The following is a 25789-nucleotide window of genomic DNA, read 5'->3' on the forward strand; positions in this document are numbered from 1 at the left end:
AAGTTTTGCTGGAACGGGGGGTGCAGGGGCGGGTGCGAGACATCGGTCCGGGGGTGGCGGTTGGGGTGAGAACCCGAATCGCCACTCACGACCAGCTCGACCAACGCCTCTCAGACCGTCGTCACGGCGATCGCGTTGTCCTCCAGCGAGCCGAAGTAGAGGGTTCCGGCCCGTTCACGGACGCCGACGAGCACGTGGAACCTGTTGATCTCCCCGCGCAGTTCGTGCACCTGCTTCCCGTCCGGCGTCACCCCGCGCACGCCGCACTCGCGCGCGGGCGCGGGCTGCAGCGCCGTCGGCAGCGCGCGGACACCGGCCCGCAGCGGCGCGGGAAGCTTGCGCACCAAGGCGAGCGCGGGCACCTTCGGGCTCGCCACGGTGATCCAGATCAGCCCGTCGCTGCCGGTCGAGATGTTGTCGGGGTAGCCCCACAGATCGTCGACCAGCACGTCACGCGTCCCGGCGCGGTCACCGGTGAGCCAGACGCGGGCGACCCGGCAGGCGCCGGTCTCCGCGACGGCCACATAGGACTCGTCGGGCGGCAGCGCGACGCCGTTGGCGAACTGGAAACCGTCGGCGAGCTGGTCGATCTTCCCGTCCGGGGTGCGCCGCAGGAGACGTCCGCCGCCGGTCTGCTCGATCAGATCGTCTCGCCAGTTCTCGATGCCGAAGCGCCGGGACGAATCGGTGAAGTACACCGTGCCGTCCTTCGCCACGGCGGCGTTGTTGCAGAACACGAAATCGAGTCCGACGGCGGCCGTGGCCAGGGTCGTCACGGAGCCACCCGCGAGCGGCATGGTGAGCAGACCGGCCTTGGCGTCGCAGATCAGGAGATCGTCGCCGTAGAACTCCAGCCCGAGCGGACGCCCGCCGGTGTCGCCGAGGACGTCGATCCGCTTGCCGTCCGGCGTGATGCGGAGGATGCGCCCGTCGTCGACGCCGGTGTAGACATGCCCCTGGTCGTCGACCACGACGTCTTCGGGGCCGCGCCCGTTCACCGGGATGACCGTGACCTGGCCGAACGGCATCGCGTTCCTCCCTAGCGGTAGGTGAGCAGTTCCGCGGCTTCCGCCTCGAAATGCGGATGTTCGTTGAACGACAGCATGGTCACCCCGCCGCGGCCGGACACCAGTTTGGTGAGGCCGGCGTTCACGGTGACCCGGTTCAGTTTCAGCAGGCCCGCCTCGGGTGTGCCCATGAGCGCGCCGCAGACCGTCGCGATGACCCCGCCCGAACTGAAGACGACGGCGTGCTCACCCTTGCCCAGTGACGCCACGACCTCGGCCAGCGCGCCCTTGACGCGAGCCAGGAACGCGGGCCAGGTTTCGGCGCACGGGCTGTCCTTTCCCGCCGAGACCCACGCGTTCAGCGCACCGTCCAAAGCGGCCTGATACGCCCGCGAATCGGTCTGCTGAACCCCGGCGGCGTGGTACTTCGCGATGTCGACGTGGTCATACTCGTTCCAGCGCTCGTCCTCGACGACGGCGATCCCGGATGCGAGCACCTTCAACGCCGTCGCGGCCGTGTCTCGTTGGCGGGCCAGGGATCCGGAGCGCGCCTGGGTGAACTCGACGCCGCGCCGCCGCAGTTCCGCACCGACCACAGTGGACTGTTCGAACCCGCGCGGCGAGAGCTGGTCGTAGTTCTCCGCGCCGAACGACGCCTGACCGTGGCGGACCAGGTAGATCGCGCCCATCTACGCGTCCCCCTTCGCGATGATCCGGCGGCAGCGTCCGTCGAGGTAGCCGACGAACTGCCACAGATCCTTGAAGGCGGGGTTGCCGGTCTGTCCCTTGTGGAAACGGAAGTAGAGCTGCTGTATCACCACCGCGAGCCGGAACAGGCCGTACACCTCGTAGAACGTCCAGTCGCCGATCTCGAGACCGGACCGCTCCGCGTACCGCCGCACGAACTCCTCACGCGTGTACATCCCCGGCACGTGCGTGGGCTGGCGGCGACTGAGCTTCATGACGTCGTCGTCATCGTTCTGCACCCAGTACGCGAGCGTGCTGCCCAGTTCCATCAGCGGATCACCGAGGGTGGCCATCTCCCAGTCGAGGACGCCGATGATGCCGAGGTCTTCGTCGAGCACCAGGTTGTCGAGCCGGTAATCGTTGTGGATCAGGCAGATCTTGACCTCGGCGGGTTGATTGTCCGCCAGCCACGCCATCACCTCGGCGAAGTCCGGTACGTTTTCCGTGCGCGCCTTGCGGAACCGCTCGGACCAGCCGCGGACCTGACGCTCGACGTAGCCGGCCCCCTTGCCGAGGTCGGCCAGCCCGGCGGCCTCGACGTCGACGGTGTGCAGCTCCACCAGCCGGTCGACGACCTTGCCGCACAGCTCGCTTGCCTGTTCCGGGGGCAGCTCGAACCCCGCGGGCAGATCTCCGCGCAGGATCAGGCCTTCCAGCCGCTCCATCACGTAGAAATCGTCACCCAGCAAGGTTTCGTCGTCGCAGAAGGCGAGCACCTCGGGCACGTAAGGAAAGACCGGCCGCAACGCGCGCTGGACCCGGAACTCACGGCGCATGTCGTGCGCGGACGCGGCCTTGTGCCCGGCGGGCGGGCGCCGCAGGATCAGCTCCCGGCCGGGATAGCTCAGCAGGTACGTGAGATTCGAGGCACCGCCCGGGAACTGGCGGACTTCGGGCGGCGCGTCGCCGAGTCCTGGCACCCGGTCGGCCAGCCAGGCGTGCACCGCGGCGGGATCGAACGAGTCCTCGCCGCGCACCTCGACGGTCTTGTCGGGGGACGGCGTCATGCGAATTTCTTCAGCACCGACGCGGGGATGAACCGGAACACCCGCGCGAGCACACCCCACGGCCACGACGGCACGAACGCCTTCGCCGCCTCGGATTCGATCGCCTTCACCATCGCCTGCGCGCCGGGCTCGGCCTTCGTGCCGAGCGGGACCTTCGAGATGTCTTCGTTCATCTCCGATTCGATGAACCCGGGCAGCAGCGTCGTGACCTTGATCGGCGTCTTCATCAGCTCGATCCGGGTGCCCTCGGCGAACGCCCAGATGCCCGCCTTCGAGGCGGCGTACGCGGTCAGATTTCCGGGGAAGGCGCGAAGCGCGGAGAAAGAGGAGACGACCACGAGGTGGCCGTCCTTCTGCTCGCGGAAGATGCCGACGGCGGCCTCGATCTGGGCGGCCGCGGCGAGGAAGTTCGTCTGCAAGGTCTGGCGGTTGGCGTCGAACCGGCCCGAGCCGATCGGCTGCCCCTTGCCGAGCCCCGCGTTCACGATCACGCGATCGAGTGAGCCGAGCGCCTCGCGGAACTCCTCGAAGACGGTGAAGACCTGGTCGTGCTCGTTCACGTCCAGCTTCCGGGTGACCACGGTGATGCCCGGGTAAGCCTTCTTGAGCTCCGCGGCGAGGGTTTCGAGCCGGTCGAGACGGCGGGCGGCCAACGCCAGGTTGCGGCCTCTGGCGGCGTACTGCCTGGCCATTCCCTCGCCGAGTCCGGAGCTCGCCCCGGTGATCAGGATGTTCTTCCGCAGGACCATGCGCTGGAGCTTACCCGTTGGTAACAAGTCTCGGGACCCTCGGACAGGTGGCTGCCCCCGGCGCCTGGGGTTCGCCGGGGGCAGCCTGTCCGAAAGGGCTCTACTTCACCTGGAGCAGCTTGTTCGCCGTGCCACCGGTCGGGTTGCCGATCTTGCCGTCGGCGGCCGCGGCGACCAGACCTTCGGCGACCTGGGCCGGAGTGGCGTCAGGGTGAGCCGAAAGGTAGAGCGCGGCGGCACCGGCCACGTGCGGCGAAGCCATCGAAGTCCCGCTGATGGTGTTCTCGGCGTCGTCACCGGTTCCCCACGTGGAGGTGATATCGACGCCCGGGGCGTAGAGGTCGACGACCGAACCGTAGTTCGAGAAGCCGGCCTGCTTGTCGGTCTTGTCGCTGGCGGCCACCGTGATGGCCTCCTTGACACGGGCCGGCGAAGTGGTGCCGGCGTCGGAGGACTCGTTGCCCGCCGCGAGCGCGAAGGTCACGCCCTTGTCGATGGCGCCCTTGACGGCCGCGTCCAGGGCGTCGTCCGCGCCACCGCCCAGGCTCATGTTGGCCACCGACGGGCCCTTGGCGTTCGCCGCGACCCAGTCGACACCGGCGACGACACCCTCGGTGGTGCCGCTGCCGTTGGCGTCGAGCACGCGGACGCCGACGATCTTCACGCCCTTGGCCAGGCCGTACTCGGTGCCGCCGATGGTGCCGGCGACGTGCGTGCCGTGGCCGTGCTCGTCGTCGGGGGTGTCGTCGTTGTCGACGAAGTCCTTGCCACCGGTCGCGCGGTCACCGAAGTCCTTGTGCGAGCCGCGGACACCGGTGTCGATGACGTAGGCGGTGACGTTGTCGGCCTTCGTCGGGTAGGCGTACTTGGTGTCGAGCGGCAGATCCGCCTGGTCGACGCGGTCCAGGCCCCAGGACGGCGGGTTGTCCTGGGTCTCGCTGATCTTGAACGTCTTGTTCTGGACGACGTAGGCGACCTGCGGGTCGGCGGCGAGGCGCTTCGCGGCGGCCTCGTCGGCCTTGATCGAGAAGCCGTTCAGCGCCGAACCGAAGGTGCGGGAAAGCGTGGTGCCGTACTGACCGGTGAGGCCCTGCGCCTTGGCGGCGACGTTCGCGGTGATCTCGCTCGCCGCGGCCACGCCCTGACCGACCGCGGTGGGCTTGAGTACGACGATGTAGCTGCCGCCGACGGCGTTGGCCACACCCGCGTCGCGGATTTCGCCCTGCTGGTCGGCCTGGGCCGCACCCGCGCCGAACGTGGCGACCGCCGCGGTCACGCCGGCGAGGGCGACCCCCGCCCTCAAGCCGCTCCGGGTCTTTCGGGACTTCAGGTTCTTCCGGGACTTGCTCACTGGTTCCCTTCCTGCCGCGCCGCGGGCGATCACCCGGGAGGATGATCGTTGTTGAGAGCCATGCAAGCCGGTGCCGTGGTGGGCGGGCAATGATTCACAGTTACCAGTACTAGGCCACAAGGACTAACGGCACTCGTCCGGAAAGTCGTTTTCACCAGGCAGACAGCACCACCGGAGCGTTACCGCAGACTGATAATGTTGTTCGTGTTGTTATCAACCGGACGGTGTCAAGAAGCGGCAGACGGGGGCGGTCGGGCGGCATATGGTGGCGGGGAGCGCGATCACGCGAGAGGACGACCAGCCGCCTACGGCCTTCGCCTCGACGTTGCGATCGGCCATCGCCACGAGCGGGCTCAGCCTCGACCGTATCCAAGCCCGGCTCCTCGCGCGCGGCGCGTCGGTGAGCGTGACCGCGCTGAGCTACTGGCAATCGGGCAAACGTCAGCCGGAACGGCAGAGTTCGTTGTCCGCGGTCCGGGTCCTCGAAGAGGTCTTGGCGGTGCCCGCCGGTTCGCTGCTCAGCCTGCTCCCGCCACCACGGCCGCGCGGGGCGTCGTCACGCCGAAGCCGCGCCACCACCGAGCAGCCGCTGACCTTCCCGCTCGAAGCGCTCCAGGCCCTGTTGGAGAAGGTCGGCGCGCCCAACGCGCTCGAACAACACCATCAGCTGAAACTGGTCGGCCTGCACGACCTGTGCGAGATCGCCGCGGACGGGGGGCAACGCGCGGTGACCGCCAGGGCGGTGTTCCAGGCGGGCGCGGACGGACAGGACCGCTGGTTGCTCGTCTACGCCCAAGGTGATCCCGATGCGGGGCCGCCGGTGCTGAACACGCTGCGCAACTGCCACGTCGGCCGCGCCGAAGTCGACGACGAACACGGGCTCACGGTGGCCGAACTGCTCTTCGACCGGCCCATCGACCGCGGCGAGACTCACCTGATCGAGTACTCCCTGACCAACCCCGGGCCGCCGTATCCGGAATGCCGGAACACGCATTACCGCGAGTTCCGGCGGCCCGTCCGCGAGTACCTGCTGGAGGTCCGGTTCGCCCCGGACACCATCCCGGGGAAATGCTGGCAATATTCGCGCCAAGGCGCGTCACCCTTGGACCGGAAGGAACTGAAACCGGACCAGGGCAGTGGCGTCCACGCCGTCGCGCTCGACTTCGGTCCCGGCGTGTTCGGCATCGACTGGGAGTACTGACCGGCCTCGTGAGTGGCAATGACGGTTAGAGCCAAGAGTGTTCTAGGTACCTACCGCGGGTGAGTCCGGTAGCGGCCGGTCCGTGAAGGACTCCTTGAGGCACCCAGAGTCCCTCAAAGTTCCTTCACTCGTCCCGGAAGGCCATCACGAGCCTCAGCAGCACCACCGGTCACAACAGTGGCGCGTGAAGCCCCCCTTCCCTCGGCTCAGCCGAGGAAACTCGACCTTCACACCTTCCCCCGTACATGAAGGCCCCCTTCCTTGCGCCAGGCGCAAGGAAGGGGGCCATCACGTACTTCGCTCGACAAGACCGCAGGCCACGAGTAGGTACCTAAGAGACGGTTCGTTAGAACCACCATTACCACTCACGAGACTGGGCCCTCAGTGCAGCTTGTTGCGCAACACCTTCCCGGTCGCGTTGCGCGGCAGCTCGTCTAGGAACTCCACGTCACGCGGCACCTTGTACCGGGCGAGGTTGGCCCTCACATACTCGCGCACTCCCTCGACGTCCAGGTCCGACTTCTCGGCCCGCACGACGAAAGCCTTCAGCCGCTGCCCGAACTCGGGATCGACGACGCCGACGACCGCCGCCTCGATCACGTCCTCGCGCTCGACCAGGAGGTTCTCCACCTCGATCGGGAAGACGTTCTCACCACCGGAGACGATCATTTCGTCGTCACGGCCGTCGATGAACAGCAGGCCGTCCTCGTCGAAATGGCCGACGTCGCCGCTGGAAAGCAGCCCGTCGATGATCTCCTTGTTCCGCCCGTCGGTGTAGCCCTGGAAGCTCAGCCCGCTGCCGACGAACACCCGGCCGGTGACGTGCGGCTCGGTGATCTTGCCGCCCTTCTCGTCGTACAGGGCGACCTTGCAGCCCACCGGCGCGCGGCCGACCGTGCCCGGCGCCTTGCGCCAATCTTCGGGGGTCGCGACGGTGGCGACCGCGACCTCGGTCGAGCCGTAGAGGTTGTGCACGACGTCGCCGAACGCGGCGGTCGCGCGGTTCCCGAGATCCGGGGACAGCGCGGAGCCCGCCACGAAGATGATCCGCAGGCACGAGGTGTCGTACTTGGCGCGGACTTCTTCGGGAAGGTCGACGATCCGCTGCAGCATCGTCGGCACGAGGACCAGCGTGGTGCAGCGGTTCTCCGCGACCCCGCGCAGCGTCTCCTCCGGCACGAACTTGCGCCGCATGACGACCTTTGAACCGAGCGCGAAGGACAGGATGAACTGCGACAGCCCGGTCCCGTGGAACAGCGGCGCGCCCATGTAGGTCGCTTCGCCGGTCCGGAGCGGGATGCGGTCGAGGAACTGAGCCGAGGCGAGCGCGGAGGTGTGCGGCCGCGGCGCGCCCTTCGGTGTCCCGGTGGTTCCGCTGGTCAGGAGGATGAAGCCGCCCGGTTTGGCCGGTGCCGGCCACGGACGGTCGTCGGTGCTGGCGACCAGCTCGGTGACGATCGGGATCTCGTGCCCGGAAAGCTCGGCGTCCGAGTCGACCCACGCGAGGTAGTGGTCGACGTCGCCCTCGACCGCCTCCAGCAGGTCGGTGAACTCCTGGTCGTACACGAGTGCGGTGACGCCTTCTCGCTTCGCGACGTCCGCGAGCTGCGGTTTGGCGAACCCGGTGTTCATCAGCAGCAGCTTGGCGCCGAGTTTGCCCGAGGCGAGCATCGTCAGGACGAGACCGCGGTGGTCCCGGCACAGCGCGGCGATCACCGAACCCGGGCCGAGGCCGCGTTCCGACCACGCCCTGGCCAGCGCGTTCGACTGGGTGTCGAGCTGCTTGAAGGTCAGGGGGCCGAGTTCGTCGATGATGCCCGTGGCGGTCGGGTCCCGGCGGGCGGCGATCATGTTCGCACCGGCGAACGGACCCCACTTCCGCACCATGACCAGCGACCGCAGCCCCTCGTCGACCCGGGGGATCGGGAGCAGGCCCGCTTGGCGCATCACGTCGATGCTGCGCACGGTCTCGGTCACCTTGCCCGCCACCAAGGTGGCGAGGCCGGTGGGGTTTCTCATCCGGGCACCTCCGTTGCTGCTGCGGCGAGACGCCATGCCGCCGTCTTCGCGTACCGGCGGTATGGGGTTGCTACTCGACAGTAGCCGACCGTTGGTCCAGGCGCACTAGCCCTCTGATGACAGAAATGTCGGGGGGAACCACCACAATGTGAGTGTGCAGGCGATCGCAGGTCAAGAGGAGGATGGCGACTTCGCGATCTCGATTTCCGGGCTGCCGCCGCGCCGCGGCTTGACCCTGGCGCGGTTCGTCGACGAAGTACGCGGATTGGAGGCGCAGCACTCACCCCGTTGGGTGTTCCCGTCGGTCGAGCGGACGTACCCGGCCCTGATCAAGGCCGGCCTCCGGGTGCGGCGGTGTCACGACCTGGAGCTGGTCGAGGGGCTGTTGCTGGCCCACGAAGGCCGCCCGCGGGAATCACGGAGCCTGCGCGCGGCGCTGGCCAGGGCGAACGGGCAGGAGGCGCCCGCCGACGAGCCGCCACTGTGGGCCGAGGACGACCAGCCGACTTTGTTCGAGACGCGCGGCCCCCGGCTGCCGTCCGGCGTCACCGTGGTCGACGCCGCCCGTCTCGTCCTGGCCGAACAGGAGAAACGGGTCGCACTCACCGAACATCCGGAGCGGCTTCGGCTGCTATTCGCGGCGGAGTCGGCGAGCGCGCTGGCGGCCGCGGAGATGTCGGCCGACGGCTTGCCGTGGCGAGCGGACCTGCACCTCGAACTGCTCGCCGACCAGCTCGGCCCGCGTGTCCCGGCCGGGCAACGGCCGAAGCGGCTGGTCGAGCTGGCGGCGAAGATCAGCGACGCGTTCGGCGGTCGCCCGGTCAACCCGGACGCCCCGGCCAGCGTCGTCCGCGCGCTCGGCCGCGAGGGCATCGAGGTCACTTCGGCGAGGAAGTACCTGCTGCGCGACATCGACCACCCCGCCGTACCACCTCTGCTGGAGTACAAGGAACTCGCGCGGCTGCATTCCGCAAACGGCTGGGCCTGGCTCGACGAGTGGGTGCACGACGGCCGGTTCCGCCCGCACTACGTCGTCGGCGGGGTCGTCTCGGGACGCTGGGCGAGCCGGGGTGGTGGCGCGCTGCAGATCCCGAAGATCCTGCGGACCTGCGTCCGCGCCGATCCGGGCTGGAAACTGGTGGTCGCCGACGCCGCCCAACTGGAGCCGCGGGTGCTGACGGCGTTGTCCGGGGACCGCAAGCTGGCCGAGGTCGCCGCGGCCACGGATCTGTACGCGAGCCTCGCCGAGGCGATGTTCTCCGGCGTGCGCCGCGTCCCGGTGCCCGTCTGGGACGACAGGAACGATCGCGACCGCGCCAAGATCGCGATGCTTTCGGCGATGTACGGCGGCACCTCCGGCGAGGCGGGACCGCTGCTGGCCCTGCTGCGGACCAGGTTCCCGGACGCGGTGTCCTATGTGGAGCGTGCCGCGCAGGCCGGGGAACGCGGCGAGCGCGTCCGCTCCCGCCTGGGCCGGACGTCACCCGCGCCGTCGGAGGCCTGGCGCGCGCTGACCGGCGGCGTCGCCGAGGACGAGGCCGCCGAGACCAAGGCACGTCAGGCGTCACGCGGCTGGGGCCGGTTCACCCGGAACTTCGTCGTGCAGGCGAGCGCGGCGGATATGACCGCGGTCCTGCTGGCCACCCTGCGCGGCAAGCTACCCTCCCCCGCGCATCTGGTGTTCTTCCAGCACGACGAGGTATTGGTGCACACCCCGGCCGAGTTCGCCGACGAGGTATCGCAGTCCATTGTGGACAGCATGACCGAGGCGGCGCGGATGCTGTTCGGTGCCGCCTGCCCGGTCCGGTTCCCGCTGCACATCGCCGCCGTCGACACCTACGCCGACGCGAAGTGACTCGGCTCCGGTGGTCGTGAGTGGCGATTCGTGCGCTAACCCGAATCGCCACTCACGACCACCGATGCCCCACCGCCAAGGCGCATTTAGAGGACTAAACGCGGGCGGCGGCGTCGTCCAGTGCCTTGATGACGCGCTTCAGCGAGACGGGGTGCGCGGTACCGAGCGTCTGGGCGAAGAAGCTCACCCTCAGTTCCTCGATCATCCACCGGATCTCCCGCAGCGCGGGTGACGACGTCCCCGGCGGGACCGCGTCGAGCGCCGCTTGGTACTCGTTGCGCAGCCACGCGATGTCGCCGGTGCGCTGGATGTCGCGGGTCGGCTCGGTCGGGAGCTTCTCCAGCCGCCGTTCGATCCCGCGCAGGTACCGGACGACGTGCTTCAGCCTGTCCTGCCCGGTCTCGGTGACAAAACCCTTGTGCACCAAGCCATCCAGCTGCGCCCGGATATCGGCGAGCGAGTCGGCCGGGCCTCGGGTGTCCGCCAGCCGGGTCTCGACGTCGTTGGCCGCGCGCAGGATCTTCTCGACGTCGGTCAGCACGGCGAGCACGCCGGGGTTCAGCCCGGCGCGCACCTTCTCCAGCAGCGCGGCGAAACCGGCCTCGTCCCAGCGCGGGCCGCCGTTGTCGGCCACGAGTTTGTCCACGGCGCAGTCGACACAGTCTTCGAGCAAGGCCGCCACGGAGCCGTGCGGATTGCGGTTCAGCACGAGCTTCGACGAGTTGCCGAGGTTGCGGGTGATGAACTTCATCGGAGACGGCAGGTTCAGCCGCAGCATCCGCCGCGTGCCCGCCCACATCGACTGTTCCTGCTGCCCCGGTGTGTCCAGCAGCCGCACCGCGACGGTGCCGCCTTCGTCGACCAGCGCCGGATACGCCTTGACGTCGTGCCCGCGCTGCTTGCTCGCGAACACCTTCGGCAGCTCGCCGAACGCGGGCGTCGTGAGGCCCTCGCGCTCGATGCTGTCGGCGGCCTTGGAGATCGTCGCGCGCACCTGGCCGCTCAGGTCTCGTTTGAGTGCCTCGATGTCCTTGCCCTCGGACACCTTCTTGCCGCGGACGTCCACCACGCGGAAGGTCATCTTCAGGTGTTCCAGTACCGCGGACAGCTGCCACGCGTCGTCAGGGATCTCCACCCCGCGCAGCGCCTCCAGTTCGTCCGCGACGGCGTGCAGCAGCGGACCGTCGGCGGGGCCGACCCGCGACAGGACGAGCTTCGCGTGGTCGGGTGCCGGTACGAAGTTGCGCCGGATCGCCTTGGGCAGCGACTTGATCAGCTGGGTCACCAGTTCTTCGCGCAGGCCGGGGACCTGCCAGTCGAAACCGTCCGCGGTGACCTGGTTCAGCACCGGCAGCGGAATGTGCACGGTGACGCCGTCCGCGTCCGCACCCGGCTCGAACTGGTACGTGAGCTTGAAGGTCTGGCTGCCTTGGGTCCAGAAATCGGGATAGTCGGCCTCGCGCACGCCGCCCGCGGTCTCGTTGATGAGCATCGTCTTCTCGAAGCTCAACAGGTCGGGCTCGGTGTGGCGGGCCTTCTTCCACCAGCTGTCGAAATGCCGCGCCGAGACGACGTCGGCCGGGACGCGCTGGTCGTAGAACTCGAAAAGGGTCTCGTCGTCGACCAGGATGTCGCGGCGGCGCGCGCGGTTTTCCAGGTCTTCGACCTCTTCCAGCAGCGCGCGGTTCTCGGCGAAGAACTTGTGCCTGGTCTCCCAGTCGCCTTCCACCAGCGCGTGCCGGATGAACAGCTCGCGGCTCAGCTCCGGGTCGATCCGACCGTAGTTGACGCGACGGTCGGCGACCAGCGGGACGCCGTACAGGGTCACCTTTTCCAGGGCCATCACCGCGCCCTGCTTGCGTTCCCAATGCGGCTCGGAGTAGTTCCGCTTGACCACGTGCCCGGCGAGCGGTTCGACCCATTCCGGCTCGATCCGCGCGTTGACCCGGCCCCACAGGCGCGACGTCTCGACCAGTTCGGCCGACATCACGAACCGCGGCTGCTTCTTGAACAGCGCCGAGCCCGGGAACACCGAGAACCGCGCCCCGCGCGCGCCGAGGTAGTCGCCCTTGGCCGGATCCTTGAGCCCGACGTGCGACAGCAGCCCGGCGATCAGCGACGTGTGCACCCGCTGCGGATCGGCCGCGCCGCCCGCGTTGAGGGTGATGCCGAGCGGTTTCGCCAGCTGACGCAGCTGGCTGAAGATGTCCTGCCACTCTCGGATGCGCAGGTAGTTCAGGTACTCGTTGCGGCACAACCGGCGGAACTGGTTGGTGGACAACGCCTTCTGCTGCTCGCTGACGTACTCCCACAGGTTAAGGTACGCCAGGAAGTCGGACGTCTTGTCGGCGAACCGGGCGTGCTGCTCGTCCGCCGCCTGCTGCTTCTCGGCCGGCCGCTCGCGTGGGTCCTGAATGGACAGTGCGGCGGCGATGATCATCACTTCCCGCACACAGCCGTTGCGCGAGGCCTCCAGCACCATCCGCGCCATCCGCGGGTCGACCGGGAGCAGGGCGAGCTTGCGGCCGGTTTCGGTGAGCTTCTTGCCGTCCGACATATCGAAGGCACCGAGTTCTTGCAGCAACTGGACACCGTCGGTGACCTGGCGGCGATCCGGCGGCTCCACGAAGGGGAACGCCGCGATGTCACCGAGGCCGAGCGAGGTCATCTGCAGGATGACCGACGCGAGGTTGGTCCGCAGGATCTCCGGATCGGTGAACTCGGGACGGGCGTCGAAATCGTCTTCGGAGTACAGCCGGATGCAGATACCGTCGGAGGTACGGCCACAGCGGCCCTTGCGCTGGTTCGCGGACGCCTGCGAGACCGGCTCGATCGGCAGCCGCTGGACCTTGGTGCGATGGCTGTAGCGCGAGATCCGCGCGGTGCCGGGGTCGACGACGTACTTGATGCCCGGCACGGTCAGCGACGTCTCGGCGACGTTCGTGGCGAGGACGACGCGGCGCCCGGTGTGGCGCTGGAACACCCGGTGCTGGTCCGACGACGAGAGCCGGGCGTACAGCGGGAGGATCTCGGTGTTCCTGAGGTCCATTTTGGACAGGGCGTCCGCGGTGTCGCGGATCTCCCGCTCGCCGGAGAGGAAGACCAGGATGTCGCCCGGCCCCTCGTGCTGGAGTTCGTCGACGGCGTCGCAGATGGCCTGCGTCTGATCCCGGTCCTGGTCGGCGTCCGGATCGTCGGGGTCGATGATCGGCCGGTAGCGGACCTCGACCGGATAAGTCCGGCCGGACACCCATACGATCGGCGCGTCGTCACTGTGTCCATCCCGGGGGGACGACCCCCCGAGCCCCCCGAAATGCTTGGAAAACCGCTCCGGATCGATCGTCGCCGAGGTGATGATCACCTTGAGATCGGGGCGGCGCGGCAGAAGCTGTTTGACGTAGCCGAGGATGAAGTCGATGTTGAGGCTGCGCTCGTGCGCCTCGTCGATGATCAGCGTGTCGTATTGCCGCAGCATCCGGTCGGTCTGGATCTCGGCGAGCAGGATGCCGTCCGTCATCAGCTTGACCAGCGTGTCCTGGCCGGAGTGGTCGGTGAACCGGACCTTGTAGCCGACGGCTTCACCGAGCTCGGTGTTCAGCTCGGAGGCGATCCTGTCGGCGACCGTACGCGCGGCCAGCCGCCTCGGCTGCGTATGGCCGATCTGGCCCCGGATGCCGCGACCCAGTTCGAGACAGATCTTCGGCAGCTGGGTCGTCTTCCCGGAACCGGTCTCCCCCGCGACGATCACCACCTGGTGGTCGCGGATGGCCTCGGCGATCTCGTCCCTGCGCTGGCTGACGGGCAGCTCTTCGGGATACGAGATCTTCGGGACGTTGTCGCGGCGGCGCGTGACCCGCAGCTCCGCGGCCTCGATGTCGGCCTCGATCTGCGCGGCGATCGACTCGGCGTCGCGCGTTTTCCGGGCACCGTCGAGCCGGCGCCGGAGGCGGTGCTCGTCGCGCGACATCAGTTCGGGCAGGCGAGCGCGCAGGGCGCCGAGCGGGGAAGGTTGAGCAGCCATGACCGGCACCAGGATAGCCGTGGGTGACGATCACGGCCTCCGAATATCCCGCACGTCACCACCCACCCCACGCGTTTCGTCCTCTGGATGCGGTAGTTGGCAACGCGAACTACCGCATTCAGAGGACGAAATGCGGGGTCAGGAGCGCATGAGGGAGCCCGGCGTGAGGTCGGCCAGGGTCCGGTGCCCGGACAGGCCCATGGTCAGATCGAGGTCGGCGAGCAGGCTCCGCAGCACGTGCCGGACGCCTTCCTCCCCCGCGTGCGCCAGGCCGTACACCCACGGCCGTCCCACCAGCACGGCCTTCGCCCCGAGCGCGAGCGCCTTGGCGATGTCGGCGCCGGTGCGGATACCCGAGTCGAACAGGACCTCGATCCGGTCACCGACCGCGTTCACGACCTCCGGGAGCATGTCGAGCGAGGCGACGGCGCCGTCGACCTGGCGGCCGCCGTGGTTGGACACGACGATTCCGTCCATCCCGGCCTCGACGGCGCGGCGCGCGTCGTCGGGATGCTGGATGCCCTTGAGCACGATCGGCCCGTCCCAGTGCTCGCGCAGGAACGGCAGCCGATCCCAGGTGCTGTCCGTGCCGGTGATCATCGAGATCCAGCGCAGGATCGCGGTGGGCGGGTCCTCCTCCGGCGTCTTCTCCAGCAGACCGCGGAAGACCGGGTCGCTGAGCGGGACGCCGAGCCCCTCACCCTTGATGAACGGCAGATACGCGTGGTCGAGGTCGTTCGGGCGCCACGCGAGGGTCCAGGTGTCGAGCGTGACGACGAGTGTGGTGAACCCCGCGGCCTTCGCCCGCGCCAGGATGCTCGCGCAGACGTCGTTGTCGGTGGGCCGGTAGAGCTGGAACCACCGAGGCCCTTCCCCACTCGCCTCGGCGACGTCCTCGATGCCGGTCGAGGACGCCGTCGACATGATGTAGGGCAGGCCGACCGACGCCGCGGCCCGCGCGGCCGCCGGCTCGGCACCCTCGTGCACGATCGACTGGACGCCGACCGGCGCCAGCAGCACCGGCGCCGGCATCGGAGTCCCCAGCACGGTGGTGGACAGGTCACGTTCGGTCGCGCCGGTGAGCATCCGGGGGACCAGCCGCCACCGGTCGAACGCCTCCCGGTTGGCGCGCGCGGTGGCGCCCGAACCGGCCGAACCCGCGACGTACCAGAACGGCCCCGGCTCCAGGATCTCCCGCGCCGACTCCTCCAGCTTCGTGGCATCGGTGGAGCACGGCGGGAAGGTCCCGCCGAGCCCCTGCAGGTAGATCTCGTTCTGATAGCCGCCGAACCGCTCCGTCACCCAGGCCTCCTTGTCACGTCACCCTGGCCGGCTCGTCGCGGCGGGTCGAGCCTCGGACAATACTCGCCGGTAGCAACCAGGTGAGTTTCTCGGAACGGATGACCGCGACTGGACCGATCAGGGCCAGCAACAGCACGTAGCCCGCGACGAACGGCGCGACCCGCGAGTCCAGCCCGGCGGCCGTCGCCATCGCGGCGAGCACGAGCGAGAACTCGCCGCGGGTGAGCATGGTGAGCCCGATGTTCACCCCGGCTTGACGGAAGAACAGCGCGCCGAACGCGTCCCGCAGCGGGAGCACCAGTTTTTGGATCCGCGGCGCGACCTTCGAGGCGCCGAGCATCATGCCGACCATGAACGCGCCGATGGCGTCGGACACCCCGACCTCCTCGGCGACGGCGGCCCCCATGACGGCGACCCCGACGAGGATCAGGTAGCTCAGCCCGGACCAGACGAGTTTGCGCCCGCCCTTGGCGAGGTCGTCGAGGGAGAATTCGAGGCCGAGGTAGAACAGGAGGAAGACGAGGCCGAGCGCGGCGAGCACACCGAGATCACTCGGATCGTCCACAAGGGACAGTCCGGGGGTGTTGGGGCCGAAGACGAAACCGGCCAGCATGAACAGGGCGGCCTTGTACTTGCTCCACACAGGCGATCACGCCGGCGGCGAGGAACGCCCCGCCGACGGCCAGCAAGGCATGACCGGAACTCATGGAGACCTCCGATGGTGGCTGATTCGGGAGGGGTACCGGTTCAGCGCGGAGGTGCCCGCGCGGCGGCACGGGGCAGCGCGCGGGTGACGACGACGGGTTCGCCCGGCTCGGGAGCGGGTCCGGCGTCGGGGAGGTCGACGGTCGCCGTTTCGGCGGGCACGTCGACGAAGGGGACGGCTTGCGCGCCATGGAAGGCGGGCAGCGGATGGGTCGCGAAGACGGCGACCGGGTCGTTCCCCGGGGCACCGTGCCCAGGGGGCACGGTTCGTCGTCATCCGGCCGCTACTTTACCAGTCCTTTACAGACAAATCGACGATGCATCCGGCACGGGTACCGCACTGTCTATTGAGGACGGTGTCCGAGACCGACGGGTTCGCGTTCGTCGTCCCCGTCTCCGAGCGGGCCACCGATCCCGGCGTAGGTGTCGGGATCCCGTGTCCGCAGCACTTCCGCGCGCAGAAAGCCGCCCAAGGCCGCGAGGACGACCAGTCCCGGCAACCCCCAGCGCAGCAGGAACGTCCCGGCCGGGCCGAGCAACAGGTCGAAGTTGAGCAGGATCAACGCGAGCACGGCGGACAACGCGAACATCGCCAGCGCGGGGGCGATCCAGCGCCGCCAGGCGTTTTCGGCGTGACGGCGCCGTTTGAAAAAGCCGATCACCGAAAGCGAGACGGCGATCATGATCACCACGACCCCCGTCGACGCCGTCGCGCCGAGCCAGGTGAACAGTTCGGTGATCGGATCGCGTCCGGCGAGCGCGAACGCGGCCACCACCACCAGGGCGAGCGCGGTCTGCGTGAGCGAACCGGCCACCGGCGCGCCGGTGCGCTTGCTCGTCTTGGCGAGCGAGCGCGGCAGCAGCCCTTCCCGGCCCAGCGCGAAGAAATACCGCGCGACGGCGTTGTGGAAGCTCAGCAGCGCCGCGCATTGGCCGGTCACGAACAGCGTGTAGGCGACGTCGGAGAACGTTTCGCCGAGATGCCCGCCAGCCAGATTGAACAGCAGATCCGGCCCCTGCGCGGAGGCGGTGGTGACGATGACGTCCGGTCCGGCGCCCACGGCCAGCGCGAGTGACGACACGACGTAGAGCACCGCCGTGAGCCCGATCGCCGCGAACGTCGCCCGGCCGACCGTGCGGCTGGGGTCGCGCGTCTCCTCGCCATAGGTCGCCGCGCCCTCGAAGCCGATGAACGCGGCGGCGGAGAACGCGAACACCGCGCCGACCCCCGTGGTGAACAGGCTCGCCGGTTCGAGCGGCACCCAGGAAACGCTGCCACCGGCCGGATTCGCGAACAGCGTGACGTCGACGATGGTGAGGACGGCGACCTCCAGGCACAGTGCCACCCCGAGCACCTTGGCGTTGAGGTCGACCCGCAGCACGCCGAGCCCGCCGACGAGCACCACCATCAGCAGCGAGCACAGCCACCACGGCGGCGGCGAACCGGTGAGCGTCCCCAGCCAGGTCGACACGGACCAGCCGAACAGGCCGTAGATGCTGATCTGGATGGCGTTGTAGGTGATCAGCGTCACGAACGCGATCCCGGCGCCGGTGGATTTGCCGATACCGTTGGCCACGTAGGGATAAAAGGCGCCGGCGTTGGTGATGTAGCGGCTCATCGCCGCGTAGCCGACCGCGAAGAGGGCCAGGATCGGGGCCAGCAGGAGGAACGACAGCGGCACGCCGACACTGCCGGTGACGGCGAAGTTCGTCGGGACGCCGCCCGCGATGGCGAACAGCGGGCCCGCCGCGGCCACCACGAAGAAGACGATCTGGGCGGCTCCGAGCCGTCGCTGACCGAGACCGCGCCGCGGTCTTTGCGTACCCATGAACCCGTCCCCCCGGACGTCGGTTTGGCGGCGAACGCGTCGATTCGCGTTCTTGATCTTGCGAGAGCCATCCCACCCTAGGGCCGGGCACCCCGGCGAGGTACGTCCGTTCAGGCTAAAAACGGACCTCGGGTCACAACAGCCGGGCGACTACCGCTACTTTGGCCGTCCGCACTACGACGCCGGGGGGCATGCCATTCATGCGTCGGCTGACCTTGGTCGATTCCCTGTTCTTCCTCGCCCACGACGAGTTCACCGGAAAACCCGCGCTCCGCCGCACCGGACTCGGCATCGGAATGGCCGGTTCCGCGCTCTGCGATCTCCTGCTCGCCGAGCGGATCACCGTGGAACGCAAGCGAATCCGGCCGCTGTCGCGCCGCGGCCTCGCCCATCCCGCGCTGGATCGGGTGTTTTCGGAAATCCGCGGCGAGCGAGAGCCGCACACCGTGCGGGAATGGGTCGACCACCTCCGCCAGGATCTCGGGGAAACGGTCGCGAGCAATCTGCTCGCCGCGGGCGTGGTCACCCGCGAGACCGATCGGGTGCTGATGCGGAAGATCCACCGGTACCCGCCGCGGGATCTGTTGATGTCGACCGCCGCCCGGAGCAAGGCCAGGGCCGCCGTACTCGGCACCGAACAGCCGGATCCGCATTCCGTGTGCCTGGCGTTGCTGGCCTGGACCGTCGGTCTCGACGACCTCTGCGAACCGGAACTCGACCGCGCCGGGCTGCGGACCTGGGCCGAGGCCACCCACCGGGATCTCCCCCGTGCGCTGGCCGACCTGATCACGGGTGTGGACGCCGTGTGCGCCGCCGTCGTCTACACCGGCGACCGGCGCTGACCGGCGGTAGCCTTGGCGCCATGCCGACTGAACGTGACCACGACGTCGTGCTGTTCGGCGCGACCGGCTTCACCGGCGGCCTGACCGCGGAGTATCTCGCCAAGGCCGCGCCACCCGCCCTGCGCCTCGCGCTGGCGGGACGCGATCTCGGCAAGCTGGAAGCGTTGCGGGAAAAGCTTTTCTCGATCAACGAGGAACTCGCCGAGTTACCGCTGCTGCGAGCCGACGTCTCCGACGTGAACTCGCTCCGGGAGGTCGCGGAGTCGACGAAAGTCGTCGCCACCACTGTCGGCCCGTATGTCCACTATGGCGAGCCGCTGGTCGCCGCGTGCGCCGAAGCCGGGACCGGCTACGTCGATCTGTGTGGCGAGCCCGAGTTCGTCGACAAGATGTTCCTCGCCCACCACACCCGCGCGGCCGGGACCGGCGCCCGGCTGGTGCACGCGTGCGGTTTCGACTCGATCCCGTACGACCTCGGTGTCCTGTACACGATTTCCCGGCTTCCGCAAGGAAAACCGGTCCGGATCGACGGATACGTGCGCGCGGGCGGGATGCCGTCGGGCGGCACGTTCCTCTCGGCGCTGACGGCGTTTTCCCGGCTGCCCGCGAGCATCCGCGCCGCCCGGGACCGCGCCGCGGCCGAACCACGTCCGGCGGGCCGCCGTGCGCGCGCATCCCTCGGGACACCGCATCGCAACCCCGACGGTTTCTGGGCGGTACCGATGCCGACCCTCGACCCGATGATCGTCGAACGTTCGGCCGCCGCGCTTCCGGCGTACGGTCCCGACTTCGGTTACCGGCAATTCGCGGCGATCAAACGTCTTCCGGTGGTGGCCGCCGGTGCCGCCGGAATGGGCCTGCTCTTCACGGCCGCTCAGCTGCCGCCCGCGCGACGGGCGCTGTCGAACCTGCTGAAGCCCGGCGGCGGCCCGGACGAGGCCCGCCGGGCGCGGTCGTGGTTCTCCGTGCGGTTCCATGCGGAGAGCGGTGACGAACATGTCGTGACCGAGGTGTCCGGTGGCGACCCGGGCTACGGTGAGACGGCGAAGATGCTCGGCGAGTCCGCCGTGTGCCTGGCGCTGGACGAGCTGCCGGAGACGGCCGGCCAGGTGACCACGGCGGCCGCGATGGGGCAGGCGCTGATCGACAGGCTGAGCAACGCGGGTCTGCGGTTCGCGACGCTGTAGGCATGGGGTCTCGTGAGTGGTAATGACGGTTCTAACCGTCATTACCACTCACGAGGCGAGTAGGTCCTCAGCTGTCCGCGTGTTGATCACCCGGTCCGGCTCGATCCCCAGCTCGTTGGCCCGTGCGCAGCCGTAGACCAGCCAGTCCAGCTGGCCCGGCGCGTGCGCGTCGCTGTCGATCGCGAAGTCGCAGCCCAGGTCCACGGCCAGGTTCAGCAACCGGGTCGGCGGGTCCCGGCGTTCGGGGCGGGAGTTGATCTCGACGGCGACGCCGTTGTCCCGGCAGGCGGTGAACACCGCTTCCGCGTCGAACTCCGACTCGGGCCGCTTGCCCCGGCCGCCCATCACCAGCCGTCCGGTGCAGTGCCCCAGCACCCGGACGTGCGGATGCCGCACGGCGGCGATCATCCTCGAAGTCATCTCCTTGGCGGGCATCCGCAGCTTCGAATGCACACTGGCGACGACGAAGTCCAGCCGCGCCAGCAGCTCTTCCTCCTGGTCCAGCGTGCCGTCGAGGTGGATGTCGACCTCGATGCCGTGCAGAATCCGGAACGGCGCCATCGTCTCGTTCAGTTCCGCGACGACGTCCATCTGCCGCCGCAGCCGTTCAGGCGAGAGACCGTTGGCGACGGTCAGCCGCGGCGAGTGATCGGTCAGCACCATCCATTCGTGACCGAGCGCGCGGGCGGCCTCGGCCATCTCCTCGATCGGGCTCCCGCCGTCGGACCAATCCGAATGGGTGTGGCAGTCGCCGCGCAGCGCGGCCCGCATCGGCCCGCCGTCGGGCAGCTTCGGCTCGCCGATCTTCTCGAAGTACGCGGGACGGCGGCCGGCGAGGACGTCTTCGACGACGGCCGCGGTCGCCTTGCCGATGTTCGGCAACGCGGTCAGCGTGCCCGCCGCGGCGCGTTTGCGCAGGTCATCCGGTTTGACCTTGGCGATCACCGTGGCCGCCTGCCGGAAGGCCCGCACCCGGTAGGTGGGTTCGCCCGCGCGCTCCAGCCGGAACGCGATCTCCCTCAACGCCTGCGCCGGTTCCATGACTACCTGTCTACCCCGTCAGCGGCGTAGGGGCAGCTCATGCAGCGCGACATCGCGCAACTCGCCGTCGCGGATCTCGGCGGTCTGGTAGGTGCAGAACGGCTGGCGGCGCCGGTCCGTCGGCGAACCGGGATTCAGCAGCCGCAGCCCCTTCGGCGTGACCGTGTCCCACGGGATGTGGCTGTGCCCGAACACGAGGACGTCCGTGTCCGGGAAGAGCTCGTCGCAGCGTCGCTCGCGTCCCTGTTTGCCGCCGGTCTCGTGGATGACGGCCAGCCGGACACCGTCGAGTTCGGCTCTGGCGACCTCGGGAAGCCGCTCCCTCAGCTCCGCGCCGTCGTTGTTCCCGTAAACGCCGATCAGCCGCTTGCTGCGAGCTTCGAGTTCGTCGAGCAGCGCGACCTCGACCCAGTCACCGGCGTGGACGACGACGTCGGCCGCTTCGACCTCGCGCCAGACCTGATCCGGCAACGCCTTCGCACGCGGCGGCAGATGGGTGTCGGCGATCAGCAACAGGCGCACGGCTACTCCCTAATGGACTCGAGAACACGGCCCAGGAAATCACCGATGTGGGCGCGCAGCAGCTCGGCCGCCCCCTCGGCGTCACCCTTCTTCGCCGCCGCCAGCACCGCCTTGTGCTCGCTCCATTCCTTGCGCCAGCTGGGATTGCCCTCCCACCCGACCACGCTGATCAGCGCGGCCCGGTCCCTGAGGTCGTCCAGCATCGAGACCATCAGCGGGTTGCCGCAGCCGCTGTAGAGCGCGCGGTGGAACCGGCGGTTGAGCAGGCTGAGCGCGGCCTGGTCCTCGTCCGAGATCGCCGCCGACGCCTCCTTCAACGCCTCGGCGGCGTCTTCGAGCAGCTCCGGCGAACGGCGGTCCACCGATCGGCGCACGGCCTCGGGCTCCAGCACCATGCGGACGTCGTAGACCGACTTCGCCAGTTCCGCGTCCACCACACACACCGACGCGCCCTTGTACGGGCTGAAGGTGACCAGACCGGAGTTCGACAGCACCTTGAGCGCCTCGCGGACCGGCGTCTTCGACACCCCGAGCCGGGCCGCGAGTTCGGCTTCGACCAGCGGCTGACCGGGCTTCAGCTCACGGGTGAGGATGCCGCGGCGGATTTCCTCGAGCACCACTTCGGTACGCGAGGCGGGCAGACTGAAGGTCGATGACATGGAGCAATCATATATGAGATGTCATACTCAGGTTCATGAGAGACCCTGAGGACCTCCGCAGCCACCGCTGGTTCGGCGGCGACGAACTACGCGGTTTCAGCCATCGGGCCCGGAGCAGGCAACTCGGCTACAACCCGGAGGAGCACCTCGGGAAGCCCGTCATCGCGATCCTCAACACCTGGAGCGACATCAACCCCTGCCACATGCACCTGCGCGAGCGCGCCGAACAGGTCAAGCGCGGGGTGTGGCAAGCGGGCGGCTTCCCGCTGGAGTTCCCGGTCGCCACCCTGTCGGAAACCTTTCAGAAACCGACGCCGATGCTGTACCGCAACCTGCTGTCGATGGAGACCGAAGAGATCCTGCGGTCCTATCCGATCGACGGCGCCGTCCTCATGGGCGGCTGCGACAAGACCACACCGGCGTTGCTGATGGGCGCGGCGAGCGCGGGCCTTCCCGCCATCTTCGTGCCCGCCGGGCCGATGTTGCGCGGGCACTGGCGCAACGAGGTCCTCGGCAGCGGCACCGACATGTGGAAGTACTGGGCCGACAAGCGGGCCGGGCTGATCGGCGATGAGGAACTGTCCGAATTGGAGCGTGGGCTCGCCCGCTCCCCCGGCACCTGCATGACGATGGGCACCGCCTCGACGATGATGTCGGTCGCCGAGGTGCTCGGCCTGAGCCTGCCCGGCGCGGCGTCGATCCCGGCGGTCGATTCGGCGCACCACCGGATGGCCGCGGCGAGCGGCGCGCGCGTCGTGGACATGGTGTGGGAGGACCTCACCATCACGAAGATCCTCGACAAGCGCGCCTACGCCGACGCGATCACCACCGTGCTGGCACTCGGCGGGTCCACCAACGCCGTCATCCACCTGATCGCGATGGCGGGTCGCGGGCGGATCCCGTTGTCCATCGACGATTTCGACGCGATCGCGCGCCGGGTTCCCGTACTGGCGAACATCCGGCCCGGCGGCGACTGGCTGATGGAGGACTTCTACTACGCGGGCGGACTGCCCGGGCTGCTCTCCCGGCTGACCGACCTGCTGCACACCGAGCGCGTCACCGTCACCGGACGAACCCTCGGCGAGACACTGGAAACGGCGCGCGTGCACAACGACGACGTCATCCGCCCTCGCGACAACCCTGTCGCCGCCGAGGGCGGCGTCGCGGTGTTGCGCGGCAACCTGGCTCCATCGGGAGCGGTGATCAAGCACATCGCCGCGGAACCCCATCTGCTCGTCCACAGTGGACCCGCGGTGGTGTTCGAGGACTACCAGGACCTGAAGAAGCGCATCAACGATCCCGCGCTCGGCATCACCGAGGAATCCGTGCTGGTGCTGCGCGGATCCGGTCCGCTCGGCGGTCCCGGCATGCCCGAGTACGGGATGCTCCCGCTGCCCGATCACCTGCTGGCCAAGGGAGTGCGGGACATGGTCCGCGTTTCCGACGCCCGGATGAGCGGGACCAGTTACGGCGCCTGTGTCCTGCACGTCGCGCCGGAGTCCCACGCCGGCGGGCCGCTCGCCCTGGTCCGGGACGGCGATCAGATCACTTTGGACGTTCCGTCCCGGCGGCTCAGCCTCGATGTCGACGACGAGGAACTCGAGCGTCGCCGGGCACGGTGGACACCGCCGGCACCGCGCTTCGAGCGGGGTTACGGCGCGTTGTACACCGAACACATCACGCAAGCCGACGAAGGCTGCGACTTCGATTTCCTCGCACGGGTGGGTGAGAACCCCGAACCTGACGCCCAGTGATCACCCGGAAGAGTGGCTGCTCACCCAACCGGGCGAGTTGCAAGCCGACAAACGGCGCCCCGTATCTTGAACGCACGTCCGGAACGCGTGGAAGCCCCGGACGTTCGACGTGCCGTCCGGCGACCTCGCCGGCCGTGGAGGGTGGAGAGTTGCCGCAGGAACCGCGCTGGCCCGAGTCGCATGCCGAGCAGACGGACATTCTCCCGGTCGTCACGCCCGGGTTCGGGGAGTCTGCCACGCCGCAGGAGACCGCGCCACCGAAACGCCGTCGCGGCTATCGCAAAGCCGCCTTCATCGGTGGGGGCGTGTTCGGCCTGCTGGTCGTCGCGTACGCCCTCGACGTCTTGGTCTCGCAGGGCAGCGTTCCCCGCGGCGTCACCGTCGCCGGGGTCGACGTCGGCGGAATGGACCGCACCGCGGCCGAGAAGGAGCTCAGGGGCGGCATCGAGCCGCGGCTGACCCGGCCGGTGAAGGTCGTCGCGGGCGACGCCGAGGAGTCGCTGGCGCCGAACAACGCGGGGCTGCGCCTCGACTGGCCCGCCACCCTCGACCAGGCCGGCGATCAGCCGCTGAACCCGTTCGCGCGGATCGCGTCGTTCTTCTCGAGCACCGAGGTCGGCGTCGTCACGCACACCGACGACGCCAAGCTCACCGGCGCGCTGGAGAACCTGCGTGACAAGGTCGACCGCGAGCCCGTCGAGGGCACCGTCAAGTTCGAGGACGCCAAGCCGGTCTCCGTCGAGCCGAAGACCGGGCAGAAGCTCGACGTCGTGGCCGCCAAGCAGACGATCCTCGACCGCTGGGCCACCGGCGAGCCGCTCACGCTCCCGGTCACCCAGACCCCGGTCAAGGTGTCGCCGGAGGCCGTCCACGCCGCCCTCGAACAGGTCGCGAAACCCGCCGTGGCGGCGCCGATGGTGATCAAGGGCGAGGGCAAGGACGCGATCCTCAAGCCGGAGGCCATCGCGGGCGCGCTGACTTTCGAGCCCGCCGACGGCGGCGTGCTGAACCCCAAGGTGGACAACAACAAGATCATCGAGGCCGCGGGTCCGCAGCTGAAGTCCACCGAAAAGGAGGGCAAGGACGCGCAGATCGTCTTCGAAGGCGGCAAGCCGACCGTCGAGCCGTCCGAAGACGCCAACGTCGTCGATTGGGAGCCGAGCCTCAAGCCGGTGCTCGACGTCCTCAAGCGCGCGGCGCCCCGTGAGCTGCCGGTGACCTACAAGAAGACCCCGGCCAAGGTGACCACCGAGCAGGCGAACCAGCTCGGCATCAAGGAGGTCGTCAGCGAGTTCAAGACCGGCGGCTTCGCGCCGGACTCGGGGACGAACATCCGGGTGGTGGCGCAGAAGGTCAACGGCGCCATCGTGAAGCCGGGCGAGACGTTCAGCCTCAACGGGTACACCGGGCCGCGCGGCGCGGCGCAGGGCTACGTCGAGGCCGGCGTCATCAAGGACGGCGCGCCCGGCCGCGAGGTCGGCGGCGGGATCTCCCAGTTCGCGACCACGCTGTACAACGCCTCGTACTTCGCCGGGATGAAGGACACCGAGCACAAGGAACACAGCTACTACATCAGCCGCTATCCCGCCGCGCGCGAGGCGACGGTGTTCCAGAACCACAACGGCGGCAGCGTGATCGACCTCAAGTTCACCAACGACGGTGACACCGGGGTCGCGATCCAGGCCATCTGGTCACCCTCGGACATCACCATCCGCATGTGGGGCACGAAGAAGTACACCGTCGAGTCGATCCCGGGCGGCCGCACCAACCCGTCCGACCCGCCGACGAAACCCGGCCCCGCCGAGAACTGCAAGCCCAGCAACGGCGCACCCGGCTTCACCACCTCGGACACCCGGGTCATCAAGGACGCCGCGACCGGCCGCGAGATCCGGCGCCACACCCGGAGCGTGCACTACAACCCGCAGCCGAAGATCACCTGCGGCACGGAGTAGTCCCTAGCGCGTGAAGGCCCCCATCCCCCGGCTGAGCGG

19 protein-coding genes and 1 pseudogene are annotated in these 25789 nt (G+C 68.9%); 6 read left to right on the top strand and 14 right to left on the bottom strand.

Going from position 1 to position 25789, the window contains the following annotated elements:
• Positions 1-110: 110 nt before the first annotated feature.
• The 5 genes from ACZ54P_RS25730 to ACZ54P_RS25750 form a co-directional block, all read right to left on the bottom strand.
• A complete protein-coding gene (locus ACZ54P_RS25730; RefSeq protein WP_465464119.1) occupies positions 111-1028 on the bottom strand; it encodes an SMP-30/gluconolactonase/LRE family protein in 918 nt (305 codons plus the stop codon).
• An 11-nt stretch (positions 1029-1039) separates the two neighbouring features.
• On the bottom strand, positions 1040-1696 hold the full coding sequence (locus tag ACZ54P_RS25735) for a histidine phosphatase family protein (RefSeq protein WP_465464120.1): 657 nt from the start codon (positions 1694-1696) through the stop codon (positions 1040-1042).
• Positions 1697-2761, bottom strand: coding sequence for a phosphotransferase family protein (locus ACZ54P_RS25740; protein WP_465464121.1), 1065 nt, complete (start codon positions 2759-2761; stop codon positions 1697-1699). It abuts the gene before it with no gap.
• Entirely contained in the window at positions 2758-3510 is a 753-nt protein-coding gene (locus tag ACZ54P_RS25745; RefSeq protein WP_465464122.1) for an SDR family oxidoreductase, read from the bottom strand. The genes ACZ54P_RS25740 and ACZ54P_RS25745 overlap by 4 nt, the downstream gene beginning before the upstream one ends.
• Before the next feature lie 100 nt (positions 3511-3610).
• A complete protein-coding gene (locus tag ACZ54P_RS25750; protein ID WP_465464123.1) occupies positions 3611-4861 on the bottom strand; it encodes a S8 family peptidase in 1251 nt (416 codons plus the stop codon).
• Between the two features lie 262 nt (positions 4862-5123).
• Here ACZ54P_RS25750 and ACZ54P_RS25755 point away from each other — a divergent pair, with 262 nt between their 5' ends.
• Positions 5124-6062, top strand: a complete 939-nt coding sequence (locus ACZ54P_RS25755; RefSeq protein WP_465464124.1) for a hypothetical protein — start codon at positions 5124-5126, stop codon at positions 6060-6062.
• A 381-nt stretch (positions 6063-6443) separates the two neighbouring features.
• On the opposite strand, the gene ACZ54P_RS25760 is transcribed toward ACZ54P_RS25755, so the two are convergent.
• The gene (locus ACZ54P_RS25760) at positions 6444-8081 is read right to left on the bottom strand and encodes an acyl-CoA synthetase (RefSeq protein ID WP_465464125.1); all 1638 of its coding nucleotides are present in this window, start codon (positions 8079-8081) and stop codon (positions 6444-6446) included.
• Positions 8082-8229: 148 nt separating this feature from the next.
• Between ACZ54P_RS25760 and ACZ54P_RS25765 the strand changes: the two genes are divergently transcribed.
• The gene (locus ACZ54P_RS25765) at positions 8230-9936 is read left to right on the top strand and encodes a bifunctional 3'-5' exonuclease/DNA polymerase (RefSeq protein ID WP_465464126.1); all 1707 of its coding nucleotides are present in this window, start codon (positions 8230-8232) and stop codon (positions 9934-9936) included.
• A 94-nt stretch (positions 9937-10030) separates the two neighbouring features.
• Here the strand turns inward: ACZ54P_RS25765 and hrpA are convergent, their stop codons facing one another.
• The 5 genes and pseudogenes from hrpA to ACZ54P_RS25790 all read right to left on the bottom strand — a co-directional run bounded on the left by hrpA (position 10031) and on the right by ACZ54P_RS25790 (position 17793).
• Positions 10031-13957, bottom strand: coding sequence for an ATP-dependent RNA helicase HrpA (hrpA, locus tag ACZ54P_RS25770; RefSeq protein WP_465464127.1), 3927 nt, complete (start codon positions 13955-13957; stop codon positions 10031-10033).
• A gap of 138 nt (positions 13958-14095) precedes the next feature.
• Positions 14096-15259 carry a lactate 2-monooxygenase gene (locus tag ACZ54P_RS25775; RefSeq protein ID WP_465464128.1) on the bottom strand — a complete coding sequence of 388 codons (1164 nt, stop codon included), beginning with the start codon at positions 15257-15259 and terminating at the stop codon, positions 14096-14098.
• Positions 15260-15272: 13 nt separating this feature from the next.
• Positions 15273-15966: pseudogene (locus tag ACZ54P_RS25780) on the bottom strand (cation:proton antiporter domain-containing protein).
• Between the two features lie 40 nt (positions 15967-16006).
• Positions 16007-16228 (bottom strand): hypothetical protein, encoded by a 222-nt coding sequence (locus tag ACZ54P_RS25785; protein WP_465464129.1) that lies wholly within the window; start codon positions 16226-16228, stop codon positions 16007-16009.
• Between the two features lie 80 nt (positions 16229-16308).
• The gene (locus ACZ54P_RS25790; protein WP_465464130.1) at positions 16309-17793 is read right to left on the bottom strand and encodes an APC family permease; all 1485 of its coding nucleotides are present in this window, start codon (positions 17791-17793) and stop codon (positions 16309-16311) included.
• Positions 17794-17984: 191 nt separating this feature from the next.
• Between ACZ54P_RS25790 and ACZ54P_RS25795 the strand changes: the two genes are divergently transcribed.
• Positions 17985-18635, top strand: a complete 651-nt coding sequence (locus ACZ54P_RS25795; protein WP_465464131.1) for a GOLPH3/VPS74 family protein — start codon at positions 17985-17987, stop codon at positions 18633-18635.
• Between the two features lie 20 nt (positions 18636-18655).
• Positions 18656-19822, top strand: coding sequence for a saccharopine dehydrogenase family protein (locus ACZ54P_RS25800; RefSeq protein WP_465464132.1), 1167 nt, complete (start codon positions 18656-18658; stop codon positions 19820-19822).
• A gap of 48 nt (positions 19823-19870) precedes the next feature.
• Here the strand turns inward: ACZ54P_RS25800 and ACZ54P_RS25805 are convergent, their stop codons facing one another.
• The 3 genes from ACZ54P_RS25805 to ACZ54P_RS25815 are packed head-to-tail and all read right to left on the bottom strand — an operon-like array spanning position 19871 to position 22044.
• Positions 19871-20863 (bottom strand): PHP domain-containing protein, encoded by a 993-nt coding sequence (locus tag ACZ54P_RS25805; protein ID WP_465464133.1) that lies wholly within the window; start codon positions 20861-20863, stop codon positions 19871-19873.
• 18 nt (positions 20864-20881) lie between these two features.
• The gene (locus ACZ54P_RS25810) at positions 20882-21385 is read right to left on the bottom strand and encodes a metallophosphoesterase family protein (protein ID WP_465464134.1); all 504 of its coding nucleotides are present in this window, start codon (positions 21383-21385) and stop codon (positions 20882-20884) included.
• A gap of 2 nt (positions 21386-21387) precedes the next feature.
• On the bottom strand, positions 21388-22044 hold the full coding sequence (locus ACZ54P_RS25815; RefSeq protein ID WP_465464135.1) for a GntR family transcriptional regulator: 657 nt from the start codon (positions 22042-22044) through the stop codon (positions 21388-21390).
• A gap of 35 nt (positions 22045-22079) precedes the next feature.
• Here ACZ54P_RS25815 and araD point away from each other — a divergent pair, with 35 nt between their 5' ends.
• A complete protein-coding gene (gene araD, locus ACZ54P_RS25820; RefSeq protein ID WP_465464136.1) occupies positions 22080-23798 on the top strand; it encodes an L-arabinonate dehydratase in 1719 nt (572 codons plus the stop codon).
• 149 nt (positions 23799-23947) lie between these two features.
• Positions 23948-25750 carry a VanW family protein gene (locus ACZ54P_RS25825; protein WP_465464137.1) on the top strand — a complete coding sequence of 601 codons (1803 nt, stop codon included), beginning with the start codon at positions 23948-23950 and terminating at the stop codon, positions 25748-25750.
• The last annotated feature ends 39 nt before the right edge of the window (positions 25751-25789 follow it).

It is taken from the genome of Amycolatopsis sp. NPDC034160, assembly GCF_055575355.1.